Origin of the sequence: Natrialba aegyptia DSM 13077 (assembly GCF_000337535.1) — an archaeon.
Lineage (GTDB): Archaea > Halobacteriota > Halobacteria > Halobacteriales > Natrialbaceae > Natrialba > Natrialba aegyptia.
This window is the reverse complement of the sequence record NZ_AOIP01000045.1, coordinates 1-12,962: the sequence shown is the minus strand read 5'-3', so window position 1 is coordinate 12,962 and position 12,962 is coordinate 1. Positions and strand designations below refer to the sequence as shown.

Here is a 12,962-nt window from a genome sequence, read left to right as displayed (position 1 = left end):
ACCCCACGTCCGGAATAGGGGCCACAACCGTGGGGTAACTACGAGTAGAATGATGCTTCTCTTGCTTCGACTTTCTCACGGCTCAGGAGAGCGAACAACACGAGTCATGTGAGGGCTGAGTCAGTGGGCGACCCAGCCGAAGAAGAGCCGGACGTCGCCGTGTTTGCCTTCCAGCTCGTGCTGTTTGCGGTAACGGATGGCGGCGTTCGTCCCTGAGCAGTTGATCGCACCAGCAGGACCTCGCTTGCGTTGGATCCGTTCATCTCCGTCCTCGATCAGCTGGTGTGCGTATCGACGCTTCTGCTTTCCGTGATGCTCTCGCTTGGGGATCACTTCGAATGAGGATTTCTCGACGATCGTCCCCGTGTACCCGCCGTGGCCGTGCATGTGTTTTGCGTCCTCGACGGCGTTTCTGAACGCGTCGTCGGCAGTCTTGCCGAACGCGAGCGCCTCGAAGGAAACAGCGCCCATTAGTGATCCTCCATTTCCTGTTCGATGCGGGCCTCGTAGTGGCGATCCGGATCAACGGGTGGTTCAGGGTCGTCGGGCTCGCAGTCTTCCGGGCGAACGCCGGGAGGAAGAGTTTCGAACATCAGTTGCCGCCACCGTTCTCCGTCTGTACTGTCGTCTCTGAGTGCATTGCCATCTGTAAAACCCTCCACCCCTCTCGAGGGGCGATCAACACCACGTGCGTGCGTTATAGCAGTACAGAGACCTCAGCGAGTATACCCTCTACTCCCTCTGCTAATTTTTTCACATCCATAACCAGTGAATTACCTGTTATGTATAGGGGAAGCAGTTGCCGCTGCGGTCGAGTCCCGAGCGTTGCACCCGCGAGCGATCATCGGGAGCGAGCGGCCTTTTTAGCATAGATTTTTGGAGTCGAGTGGGACCGGAGGTCTCGCTGACCATGCGAACGGGCGCTTCGCGCCCGTGAGCAGAGAGCGGTGAGCGAGCTGCGCGAGCGAACCCGACGAGAAAAGGTACTTGCGCATACCTACGTAACGACTACCGGATCTCGAGAGACAAGCTCGAAGGTGGATATTCAGAAGGGAACTTCTTCCTAATAGTTATCCAAAACCACCTTCTTTGTAACCTACTCAGTTTATCTAGAAGGTTGTGACTCGAGCAGCGATCTATGCCTGCGTTAGTACCAGCGATCAAGACGTCTAACGCCAGCTCGACGAAACCCAGGATACCTCGGGAAACAGGCCGGAGTCGATCAGATCGTGGAGTAAAACGTAGATATCAAACTCGTCTAAAGATTGGTCTTGGTTTTCCGTGCGAAGGAGGGATTGGATCCAATGTGCCATCATTCTCCCTAGACTGGAAGAGTCAGACAGTACGCCTCAATATCTGGCGCTAGAGAGATGACCCGTTCTCGCTTCCGTAGCTCTGCCTTTCGGGACTCGATCCGGGTTTCTAACTGCTCAAGACGTTGTTTCTGGTTACGAATCGCGATGCGCATATCCGATCCCGTTGTCGCTTTTTGTTCGTACGAATCGATAAACGACTGAATCCGATCTCGCTCTGCTTGCTCGTAGGCTTCCAAGTCAGACAGTTCCTGCTGGACGTCCCGCTGGCGGGCTTCGAGTAAGTCATCACGGATGTCGGCGACCATACTACTGATGTACCTCTCCGCGGCGTCTTCGAGTTCATCACGTTGCTTGAGCAACCGAGAGACTGTACTCCCATCAGGACGAGCGTGGATCGTATCTGTATCGAGGACACGCTGGCCGAGCGATCGCTGGGCGTCGAGTCCAGCGAGGTCGACGTAGACGGGAATGAGTTGCTCGCGAATCGTCTTGCCGGTTGCATCTTCGAAGGCGACTTTGTAGACGAATGTGACGCCGGGTTGGTCGACGAACGGCAGCAGCTTCATTCCGGCCTTCCCCGCGTGCTGTTCCTGCTGGAGAACTAAATCACGGAGGGCCTGCAGAACATCCGCATCCGGGGAGAGGTACTCGATTCCGTCGTGATCGATGGCGAAATCACGACTGAAGGTGAACGGGCCCATCGTCTCAGGCTGACCGCTGTCAGTCACTTCTGGTGGGACTTCTGCCTCGTACAACTGGTTTCCACGTTTCTCGACTGACCCCTCGAACGCCTCGATAGCTCGGGTAAAGAACTCCCGGATCTCCTGTTCACTTCCGAAGACGTCCTCTGAGTCGTCGACGATCGACTGAATCTCCTGTCGACTCTCGGCGTCGAACGTACTGCAGTCGATGAGGCTCCGTTCGTACCACTCGAGGAGTGTCTGTTCACGCTCTTCCATCAACTCCTCGAGTTCCTCTTTTGTAGCTGAGGCTGGTTCCTGGTTCTGGACGGATTTCATCAAGAGGGAGTCGATATTGACGTCGTCCAGCATCCCGAGGACGTCTGCCGTCGCACCGACTTTCGACCGGATCTCCTCGACCTTGTCCTGGAGTAGCTCGAAAATCTCGGATTCCCGAGTGCCATCGAACTGGAAGTTCCACACCTTTACCTCCTTGTCCTGGCCGTAGCGATGGATCCGACCGATACGCTGTTCGAGGCGGTTCGGATTCCACGGGAGTTCGTAGTTGACCATAATGTGGCAGCTGTGCTGGAGGTCGATCCCCTCACTGGCCGCATCGGTCGCCATCAGTAATCGCGACTTCCCGTAGTTGAACTCGTCTTCGATCTGGGCTCGGTCGTCTTTGCTCACGTCCCCGTGGATGGTCAGAATCTCGTCTGCCCACGGTTCGTCGGCGAAGAGATTGAGGAGATAGTCCAACGTATCGCGGTACTCAGTGAACAAGATAAGCTTCTCGTCCGGATGCTCCTCGAAGAGCTGCTCGATGTAGCGTTTGACCTTCCGGGCCTTGGTGTCGACTGGGAGGTCCTCAGCCATGGCGACGAGCTCCTGCAAGGTGTCGATCTCTTTTTGGAGTGCCTCATCACCCTGGGCGACCGTGAGGCGTTCGAGTTCCTGCTCCGCCTGTTCACGGTCAGAGTCTTCCAGGTCCTCGCCTTCGAGATAGGCCGTTGCATCGGTCGAGAGACTCCGCTCGTCGGGTTCGAGCAGCCCGTGAAGGCGACGCCGGAGCGTCTCTCGAATGGCTCCCACGCTGCTCACGAGCCGCTTTTGCATGAGGGCCATCGCGAAGCCGACAGCGGGCTCGTTCAATTGGTCAGATCGATTGTAGACCTCGCGGACGTACTCGGTCACGCGCTCGTACAGTTGCTCCTCTGCGGGCGACATCGAGACGGTGGCCGTCTGGACATCTCGCTCGGGGAAGATGCGCTCGCCGTTGTCGTCGTAAATGGTCTCCTTCCCGCGCCGAATCATGACGCGGTTCACCGTCTCCCGTGTGAGGTCTTGGTCCTCGGCGACGAGGAACGGGTCGATATAGCTGATGAGGGATCGGAACGCCTCCCCCTTGCCGTCGTGAGGTGTCGCACTTAGCAACAGCAGGGATTCACAGTGATTGGCGACACGTTCGGCCATAAGCGAGGTTTTGCTGGGGGACTCGCCCCGCTTGCTAGCCTTGTGCGCTTCGTCGATGACGGCGACATCCCAGAAGGCACCCTCAATCTCGGACTGGAACTCGTCTTGACGGAGGAACGCCATGCTGGTGACCAGACGGAGACCTTCCTGGTCCCAGATGTTCGCCTCCTCGCCGAGTCGTCGACGCTCGGCGTCGACCCACTGGCGGTCTGCCACGGTGAGGTTGATGTCGAAGAAGCGCTCCATATCCCGAATCCACTTCTTCTGGAGGTGTGCGGGAACGAGGAAGAGGACGCTGTTGGCTCGATTTCGGGCTTCGAGTTCTTTGAGGATGAGGCCTGCTTCGATGGTCTTCCCGAGACCGACGTCGTCGGCGATGAGTGCTCGTTGGCGGAGCTTCTGCATCACCTGATTCACACAGGCAAGCTGGTAGGGTTCGAGACGGACGAGCGAGTTCGAGATGCTCAGGAGCTGCCCCTGCTCGTGGGCCATCTTGAGCTGGAGCGCCTCGGTCCGGAGATCGAACCACTCTGATGAGACTGCTTCGTGTCGGGGGTGGAGGTCTGTCACCTGATCGTCGAGGGTATCGAGTGCATCACTGCTTGGCTCGACGGAGACGTGGTCGAGACAGACCGTCTTCGCACCATCACTCTCAACGTAGACACGGAGGTACGGGAGGTTTCCGACCTCGTACGTACGGATGACCTCCGCTGGATCGCCGTTGAGTCTAATGCGGTCTCCGGGGTCGAATTCGATACTCATTGAATTGGAGGGTGATTAATTGATGACCTTGTCCTCAACAATTTCGGGGACGATCTTCTTTTCTGCAAGCGGCTGAATATTGATCGCTACTCCGTGTTTTTTCACAGGATCGTATCCTGATGTCAGTACCTCGGAGAGTGCTCGCTCCTGCCAATCTGAAGATATGGCTTTCGAGAGTTCATTACAGTCTTCTTTGATCTCCTGTCCTAATTCCACGTCTTCGTCAGTTTCGGCAGCCAACTCAGCGAGCAGTCGGATTTCTCCTTCGAGACCGTCGCGTGGTTCCCCATCATCGAGGTACTGCTCTCCTTTGCTGAAGTAGTAATTCATGAAGAAGATCCCATTACTACCGTAGTGAGTTGACCCAACGAGGTCGTCGAAATACGAGAAGAGATCATAGAGATGAGCCTCCACAGGTTGGTTTGCGTCCTTACTATAAGCTCGACAGGCCGTTTCTAGGTCTTCCAGTGCGTCGATCCACTCGTCCCTATTTTCATTTACTCGTTCAAGGAATGTGGGACTAAATAGATCCTCAAATTCGTCAGGCTCCATCTCATCAACTAACTTATCGAGGGTTTCAAGCCGTTCTTCAGTCCGGTTTCGGAATTCAGTGACTTTCGGAACTTGTTCCGCCGCGAGAGCCTGCGTTTCATCTCCCCAATCACGGGGATGCTCAGAGCTCAGTTCGATTGCGGCTTCTTGGAACTCGTCGATCTGCGCAAGAGCGCTTTCATAGCGTTCGTACTCCTCGGCTGCCTCCGTTTGTTCTGTAGTCGAAAGTTTGCTGTCAGATCGTCGCTGATCGGCGGCATTCCGCTTCGTGCGATATTCATTCTTTAGGGGTTCCAGATACCTAGACTCGATACGGTCGAAGAGACTTGTATCGAGTTGTCGATAGTCAACGAGACACGCAAATCCTTCACCCTGTGGATCTGAGACGAGACGTTCAGTTGTTAGTCTCCAAAGAACCGGAGTGTTCTCGAATCGTTTGAGGTGATACTCGAAGAGGTCATCCTGAATCCATTCTTGAAGATTAGGATAGGCACCTCCCTCAGGTTGCTTATCTCCTAACTGTTGGTCAACCTCTGCGAGCCGATCTTGGGCATACTCCCCAAAGATTCTCTCAAATTCGTTTTCAAGACGCTCTATCAACTCCAATTCTCCTTCTGGTTCAAAAGCAAGTGGAACAATTCCATCGTCGTCTTCATGAGCTATCTTAATTGTAAGATGGAGAAGGAGATCCTGTATCTGTTTATCATATTCATCGGACGGCTCTTTGATTTCCTCTAAGTCGTACTCTTGATTCACTCGTGGGTCTTCATTAGTTCGGAGGGCAACTTCACGAAGAATCTCTTGCTGTCGGTCTCTATCGATATCAAAGTGGTCAAATATTTTATTGTCTATTTCTCTAGATTTTCTTTCTAAATCACGATTTACCCGCGCTCGATATCTTGCCGCTTCGGTACCTATCTCAGATAGGCTAGCGGATGAATCAACCGTTTCTTGCGGAGATGTGGGACTTATGTCTTCCAGAAGGCTTCTGTGCGGGTGTTCGTATCCAGGTAGTTCTTCACTTATTCCGAGAACCTTGAGAAGGAGAGGCCCATCATAATACGGTGATTCAAAATCGCATTGTCGCAGGCCAAGAAGTAGACCTATGATATCTTTTGATAACTCTTCTAAGTGGCTATTGTTTTCTAAATCCTTGTCCCAAGGTAGTTTAGAGACCTCTCCTACATTCCAATGACGTCCGACAGTCTGTGCTAACATCAAATATGTAAGTAAATTGCTATTAGCATATGCTAACACGGACCACGGGCCAGAATCTGGTACAAAGACGAATCCAGTATGACTGAATACTGAATATTCATTTAAGTAACCAAACCGCCGTCCTCCCTCCTTGATGTATGTATAGGTGAGAGCTTCACGGAAATAATATTGAGTATTACGGGGGTACGATCCTTCGAACCTCTTTACCTCTTTCCCCTCATTTTGCCACCAGACGGTTTTGTTTACACGGGGAAGGATCCAAGCGTCTTCACCACCCTTTGCAAATGGAACCCAGCTATCATCTACAGATTCCCAGAAATCCCGAACAAATCTTTCGTCGTCAGCAGTCGCCAACCCCTGTTTAACAGCCCCTAGTGGTTCCCGATCAACTCTTGCGTTTTCAGCGTCAAAAACTATCCCAGAGTCATAGAGTTCTCGAATTTCAAGTGGAACCCAATAGGAGATCGGGGCTCCAGGTATTTCACCGAATTCCGATATTTCTCTGGTATACCTTCGCTGAATACCGTCTGCATCAACAGGGTCAACGTAAGCACCTTGGAGGAATCGATGTTCCTTCTCTTCTCGTTCGATATCATGAAGCCTGTAAAACTCACCGACTGCCTCGTCACTCATTTGTTGGTCCGTTCGAACTACAGTGCCGACTGTTCGAACAGTTGCGTTATCTAGTACACCAATTCCAAACTCAGCCAGGAAATCAAAGGCCCCCTGGTCACCAATAAAGTCCTCTCGGAATTGCTCAAATGATCGTTTGAACATAAAGGTACGCGGAACGAGCATACCGACACGTCCACTTTTCCGAGTGAGTCTATCACAAACCTCAAAGAAGTTGATGTAGAATTCGGGCTTGTACTTGTAGTGGTCTTCGACATAGTCCTTAACCATATCTGGCATCCGATTTCTGGACCCGTAGGGAGGATTCATTAGCGCGACGTCATAATCTTGGGAGAGTATAACGAGGACTCTCAAGAAACTCTTCAGGTCCTGTGCGAGGAAGGATTCTCCGTTCCTCTGTTCAGCGACTTCCTGATGGAGGTTGTCTAAGAAGTTACTCAGGCTGCCAGGACCAGAAATGGACTCCATTATGGTCGGCTGCTCTTCCATCGTAAACTCCTCCTCCAACGTACCTTTCACGTCAAGCAGCGAGCCAAGTCCTTGTACGTTCTCGAAAGCCCCAAGAATATCTTCTAGAGCATCACGAATCTCAGGTTGATCGCCAGCCACTTCATCGAAGACTTCAGATGCAGCTTCGATGTTAGCAATCTTGGCGTCAGCACAAACGATGCCTACCTCCGGCATCTCGAAATCGTCCTTCCCCTCTTCTTCTGCACGACCTCGGGCCTTGAGATAGAGATTCAGTACTTCACAAAGCCGCTTAGTTAGAACGTCTGCTTGCTGAGGATGTGCACTCCAAACAGCAAGCAGACAGTGAAATCCACGAGGACCAGCTTCTTAACTTCCTTGTCAACACCCTTGGCGAGGAAGTTGCCCTCGATCTAGGCAACAACGCTGAAATCGACGCTGAGGATATCTATGAGGTCCTCGTCGGCGCGTGCGCCGACGGGACCTCGGTCTCTAAGCTCTGTGAGGTCAGCGAAGACTCACCTCACCAAAACACCGTTCTGTATCACCTCCGCGAGAAATTTGGCCTAGAATCGGTTGAACATGTTGGGAACATGCTTCTCCAGAAGGACGTGCTTGAGGTCCTTCCTGAGCAGGTGGAGGTCGTCGTAGACCTCCACCTGCGGCCCTACTACGGTGACGAAGACGATACGGACGGCCTTTATCACTCGGAAGCAAAACGTGGAACTACTGCGTTCCACGCCTACGCCACACTCTACGCGCGTGTGAAGAAGAAACGCTATACGCTGGCGGTGCGCCGTCTTGAAGACGGCGACACCGCCAGCAGTGTCCTTGCAGAGTTTCTCGGTATCCTCGACGGCCTTGACGCAGAGGTCAAGGCCGTCTATCTTGATCGAGAATTCTACGATAGCAAATGTCTCACGTTGCTCCAGGCACACAACCACGCCTACGTGATGCCGATCGTCCGCTGGGGAAAGACGATCAAGCAGGAACTCTCGGAAGGCTGGAGTCGCGTCATCCAGCACGATCTAACGGCGAAACTCGACGGTCACAGTTGGACCGTCGAGTTTCCCGTCTACATCGACTGTACCTACCAAAACGGGCGATACGACGAACATGGAGTGGCGCGTCACGGCTACGCCGCTGACGCGCCGTTCATCGACTCACCACGCGACGCTCGATACCACTACGCGAAACGCTTCGGTATCGAGGCAACGTACCGGCTCTCCGAGCAAAGCATTGCAACGACAACAACGCAAAATCCGGTGGTTCGGCTGTTGTATGTCGTGGTGAGTCTGCTGTTACAGAACGCTTGGCGGTATCTGCATTGGGAATACGTGGCGACGCCCCGCCGTGGCGGGCGTCGCCTCTGGTCCTGGTCGTTCAAGGAGTTCATCAAGATGCTGTGCCGGGCAGCATGGACGGCCCTCGCGGTACGTCGGGCCGTCCCTGCAAATCGGCCACCGGACGATCGGTTCCACCGCTAATGCCCGACCGAACCAGCCTTCCTGAGAGTGGCAACGCCGTCGCGTCGGCGGCTGACCGCCGCCGACAGCGACGACTCTGCTCGATCTTTGGTCAGAACTACCGTCAAATCACTACCGGTCAGGATGAAACTGCGGCTTCAGTCTGAGTGAGCAGAGACGCTTTGTGAGGTACTGAGGTTCTCTGAGGCGCTAACTGAAACTGGATGTGACGCTCGCTGACTATCTAGGATTATGACGGGAGAAAACCCGATCGATGATGTCAATGATGATTGAAATCTGCTGGCGTGTGTGCTTGTACAGGTAACTGCAACACCGAGCGGTTGGAACTTAGACCCGGAGACTCGACACACGAATACAACATCCACGCCGAGCGCCGCGTCGAGATCGAGCCCGACCGACTCAAGGAGTGGGTCGACGCCGAGGACTACGTCTATATCCGAGAAACACGGCGCTGTCATACTCTCTCGTGGTGAGCCGATCGGATACGAGTGCCTGATCTGTGAGTACAATACCAGTCTCATCCAGATAACCGGCGGTGAACGCGAGTGGATTCATATCGACGAGGATCGGAGTTGTACGTTCGAGATGAGCGGCGGTGTCAAGTAGATCGTGCCAAAGATACTGTGGCGGCTACGTCTAACTCTCTCGGCCAGCAAGCAGACTGGCATAACACAGATACTATAGTAGAATCTGGAAGTCTTTGTAGTGCCACCCGCCGAAGATTGGCGTGTCTCGTTGTCTCTCGAAGACCTGACGAGAGGTGTGAGTAGAAATTTCTGGCGATTACTATAGTGCGTTCCTCAACCGACGTGTCGAGGAACGCACGCCATATCTTCGTTGGAATCCGCTCGAACCATGTGTGGAGAACGGTATAGTGCGGCAGCCGTGTGAGGCCAATCTCTTCGAGGACGCCGGGCATCTCGCTGAGCAAATCCACCGCAACGCGGTAGGAGTGGCCCAGCTCGATACGAAGTGCATGTAGGGTGAGCATCGCCCATTCGGCGAACCCGCCGACCCCAAAAGGGGCGGCAGGTTCGTCGGGATTAGCGACAACGGATTCAGCCTTAGCGACCATAACACGAGTGAGAAGCCGGAATTCCGAAACCAGTATTCTGTCGCTTCGCTTTCTACAGCGATAACGCAGTCGTGGCGACCACGTATAGCGAAACTACAGAACCTTTATAGCGTACCCTTACCTTCTCCCGCGACCCTGACCTTGTCCTTTGCCTTGAGACGGTCCGTTAAAGAACAGCTTGACTTTTCGTTCCTCGTCGGCAGGGATATGGACGAGGACAGCGTCCTCGTTGGGGTCGTAGGCGAACGATTCGGGGGTATCCTCGACGTCGTCGGGGTCAACCTCATCGTACTTGACCGAGGCAGCCTGGACCTTGCGTGGTGCCTCTGACCGATCGAGACTGAGCAGGTACGACGACAGTTCCGAGCCATCGTAGTTCTGGACTTCTTGCTCGCGCCGGAATGTAACGACGCCGCCCCGGTTCTCCGAGACTGTGAAGTTCGTCACGTTGTATTCGCCGTCCTCAAAGGCGCGAGTTTCACCGTCGTCCTCATAGAACGAGTAGGTGGTCTTGCCTGCCTCCGAGAGATACGTGTCCAATTCGAGGGTTGTTAGCGGGTTCTGACCCGTGTACTGCTGAACCTCGCGCATCGGGACGATCGAATCCTTACGGACATAGATCGGCAGGTGGTCGATCGGGGCGTCGACAGTCTTCCACTGGCCGCCATCGTGGACCTCGTTGGTCCAGAAGTCGACCCAGGTCTCGCCTGCTGGGAAGTAAACATCGCGCTCCGTTGCACCCTCTTCGAGGACCGGCGCGACCAGCACGTTGTTACCGAACATGAACTCGTCGGTGATGTCCCGAACTTCGGGGTCCTCCTGGAACTGGAAGACCAGCGGCTGAAAGATCGGTTTGCCGTTGTCCGTCGAATCCTCAAACTCGTTGTAGAGGTACGGCATCAGCCGGTAGCGCAGTTCGAGGTACTTACGCGTAATGTCGACGGCCTCTTCGCCAAACGTCCATGGGTGTTGATTGCGCGGTTCGTCAGGCCCGACGAACTCATGGTCGATGGCATGGTTCCGAGAGTACGGGAAGAAGGCCCCCAGTTCCATCCACCGCTTGAACAGTTCCGGGGTGGGCCGGTCGGAGAAGCCCCCAATGTCACTCCCAACGAACGGCATGCCCGACAGACCAAGATTCATCAGGATGGGCAGGGACTGACGCAGATGCAACCATGTGCTGATGTTGTCGCCGGTCCAGAGCGCTGCGTATCGCTGGCCGCCAGCATAGAGATTCCGGTTCAACGTGAACGGTCGTTCGTCCGGCCTGTGGAGATCAAAGGACATGTCGGCAGCCCTGGCCATGTCGAACCCGTACAGGTTGTGGTACTTCTCGTGGAGCATCGTATCCTCGCCCATCCCGTGGACGTTGTCAACCGGCATGGTGAGGTCGTACTTCGGGTGCTCTGCCCCGAAAACGGTTGGTTCGGCCATGTCGTTCTTGAGGCCGTCAATGCCCTCGTCGAACAGGGCATCATGATGTTCAGCCCACCACTCACGGACCTCCTTGCGGTAGAAATCAGCCCAGACAGCTTTGGGCGGCCAGATCTGACCGGCGAAGGTATCACCGTTGGAGTCCCTGACCCAGTAGTCGTTTGCTTCCCCCTCGAGGTAGGGCTCATAGGGTTCGCCGTCGACTTCCTCCACTGCGGCGACGCCTGGATTGTTGACTGCGACGGTCTGGATGCTGGGCATTTCAGCGGTGAGCGTATGGAGTGCGTCGAGGTACTCCTCTTCCCAAGTGTAGACCCGGAAATCGTCCATGTACTGGATATCGAAGTGCATCGAATCCAGTGGGATCGACTTCTCACGGTAGCGCTGTGGTGTCTCGACGAGTTCCTCACCTGAGTACCGAAACCGGCTCTGGTGAAATCCGATTCCCCATTTGGGCGGAAGTTTGATCGTCCCAGTGAGATCGGAATACCGATCGAGGACGTCGTTGATCTTGGGGCCATAGGCGAAGTAATACGTCAGCTGGCCATCGTCGGCGAGGAAGGAGTAGTAGTCCTCGGACTCGTCGGCCATGTGGAATACGGAGTGATAGGGGTCGTCGAAGAAGATCCCATATGCGCCGACGTCCTTCAGTCCGACGAAAAACGGGACCGACGCGTACATGTAATCATTATCCGGGGTGAACCCGAACTGATCGGTATTCCAGTTGCCGAGTTTCTCGCCGCGTTTGTTGATATCCAGGCCAGGCTGTTCGCCGAAACCATAGAAGGCCTCGTCCGGATCAGTTTTCTTGTAGGCATAGGGCTTGTCGCTCTCGTACCCAGCGGATCCGTTCTCGGTGTAGTCTTCATTAACGACGTTACCGTCCTCATCGAGGAACTTCACACCAAAGAGGTCCTTGTTGATCTCGACGGTAATGGTGTCAGTGCCGATGGAGATGGTAGCCTCCTCCTCTTCGACAGTGAAACGGGGGGTGTCCCACGCATCGAGTCCGTTAGCGACCCCACGGGACTCATACTCCTCTTCGCCGGGTTCGACGATCGAAACCCGTGCGAGGTCGTCCGCGAACAGCCGAATGTACCCCTCGTGGCTTCCCAGGTCCAGCTTCACGCCGTCCGCGAGGACTTCATGGTCCTCGACGGCCAGTTCCATCAGGTTATCCTTGTCCACCTCAGGTTCGTAGTGGATGGAGGAGTCATAGTGGTCAGCGCGCGCGCTCGGGATACTCGCGCCGAGCGCGCCGACTCCAAGCAGCGCTGCCGTCGATTGTAATACGGTACGTCGATCGATCGAACACGGTCTGTTATCAGTCATTTTTATAGTGAATTTAGTGGTTTCCCGGGTGCTTTCGTTCTCACCAGCGACTTTCGTACATTACTCTCTTGTTTGAGTAACAATTTGAGGTTGATAAAAGTGGGTGGTAGCTATTGCGCCCTATCGTCCGCGGCCGTTTCCGTTACCGCGACCGGAATTGTTGTCGCTGTTCCCGCGGCCACGGTTCCCGCCACCGTTGAAGAACAGCTTCACCTTGTGGTCCTCGTCGGCCGGGATGTGGACGAGGACACTATCCTCGTCGGGGTCGTAAGCAAACGATTCGGGGGTGTCTTCGACGTCATCGGGGTCAACCTCGTCGTACTTCGCCGAGGCGGCTTGGACTTTGCGCGGCGCCTCGGATTGATCGAGATTCAACAGGTACGAGGAGAGTTCCGAGTCGTCGTAGTTCTGCACGCCAAGTTCCCGTTCGAAAGTGACGACGCCACCGCCGTTGTTCTCCGAGACAGAGAAGTGAGTGACGTTGTACTCCCCGTCTTCGAAGGCGCGAGTCTCGCCGTCGTCCTCGTAGAAG

The 12,962-nt window shown here is 54.6% G+C and carries 8 protein-coding genes and 1 pseudogene; 2 read left to right on the top strand and 7 right to left on the bottom strand.

The window, feature by feature from the left end:
- Window positions 1-120 precede the first annotated feature (120 nt).
- The 4 genes from C480_RS17650 to pglX all read right to left on the bottom strand — a co-directional run bounded on the left by C480_RS17650 (window position 121) and on the right by pglX (window position 7,378).
- A complete protein-coding gene (locus C480_RS17650) occupies window positions 121-471 on the bottom strand; it encodes a hypothetical protein (protein ID WP_006666986.1) in 351 nt (116 codons plus the stop codon).
- Window positions 471-593 carry a hypothetical protein gene (locus tag C480_RS24580; RefSeq protein ID WP_275040287.1) on the bottom strand — a complete coding sequence of 41 codons (123 nt, stop codon included), beginning with the start codon at window positions 591-593 and terminating at the stop codon, window positions 471-473. The genes C480_RS17650 and C480_RS24580 overlap by 1 nt, the downstream gene beginning before the upstream one ends.
- A gap of 728 nt (window positions 594-1,321) precedes the next feature.
- Complete coding sequence (locus tag C480_RS17645) at window positions 1,322-4,231, bottom strand: helicase-related protein (protein WP_006666985.1); 2,910 nt, start codon at window positions 4,229-4,231, stop codon at window positions 1,322-1,324.
- 15 nt (window positions 4,232-4,246) lie between these two features.
- Entirely contained in the window at window positions 4,247-7,378 is a 3,132-nt protein-coding gene (gene pglX / locus C480_RS17640; protein ID WP_241433864.1) for a BREX-5 system adenine-specific DNA-methyltransferase PglX, read from the bottom strand.
- Between the two features lie 44 nt (window positions 7,379-7,422).
- Between pglX and C480_RS17635 the strand changes: the two genes are divergently transcribed.
- Window positions 7,423-8,589 (top strand): ISH3 family transposase, encoded by a 1,167-nt coding sequence (locus C480_RS17635; RefSeq protein ID WP_006666983.1) that lies wholly within the window; start codon window positions 7,423-7,425, stop codon window positions 8,587-8,589.
- A 320-nt stretch (window positions 8,590-8,909) separates the two neighbouring features.
- Window positions 8,910-9,062 (top strand): hypothetical protein, encoded by a 153-nt coding sequence (locus tag C480_RS23540; RefSeq protein WP_161607019.1) that lies wholly within the window; start codon window positions 8,910-8,912, stop codon window positions 9,060-9,062.
- Between the two features lie 317 nt (window positions 9,063-9,379).
- On the opposite strand, the pseudogene C480_RS22390 reads toward C480_RS23540, so the two are convergent.
- The 3 genes and pseudogenes from C480_RS22390 to C480_RS17625 form a co-directional block, all read right to left on the bottom strand.
- Window positions 9,380-9,697, bottom strand: a pseudogene (locus C480_RS22390) (IS5/IS1182 family transposase); the annotation flags it as partial.
- Window positions 9,698-9,781: 84 nt separating this feature from the next.
- Window positions 9,782-12,430, bottom strand: coding sequence for a glycoside hydrolase family 31 protein (locus tag C480_RS17630; RefSeq protein ID WP_006666982.1), 2,649 nt, complete (start codon window positions 12,428-12,430; stop codon window positions 9,782-9,784).
- 120 nt (window positions 12,431-12,550) lie between these two features.
- On the bottom strand, window positions 12,551-12,962 hold a 412-nt coding region (locus C480_RS17625), incomplete at its 5' end, for a DUF5110 domain-containing protein (protein ID WP_006666981.1).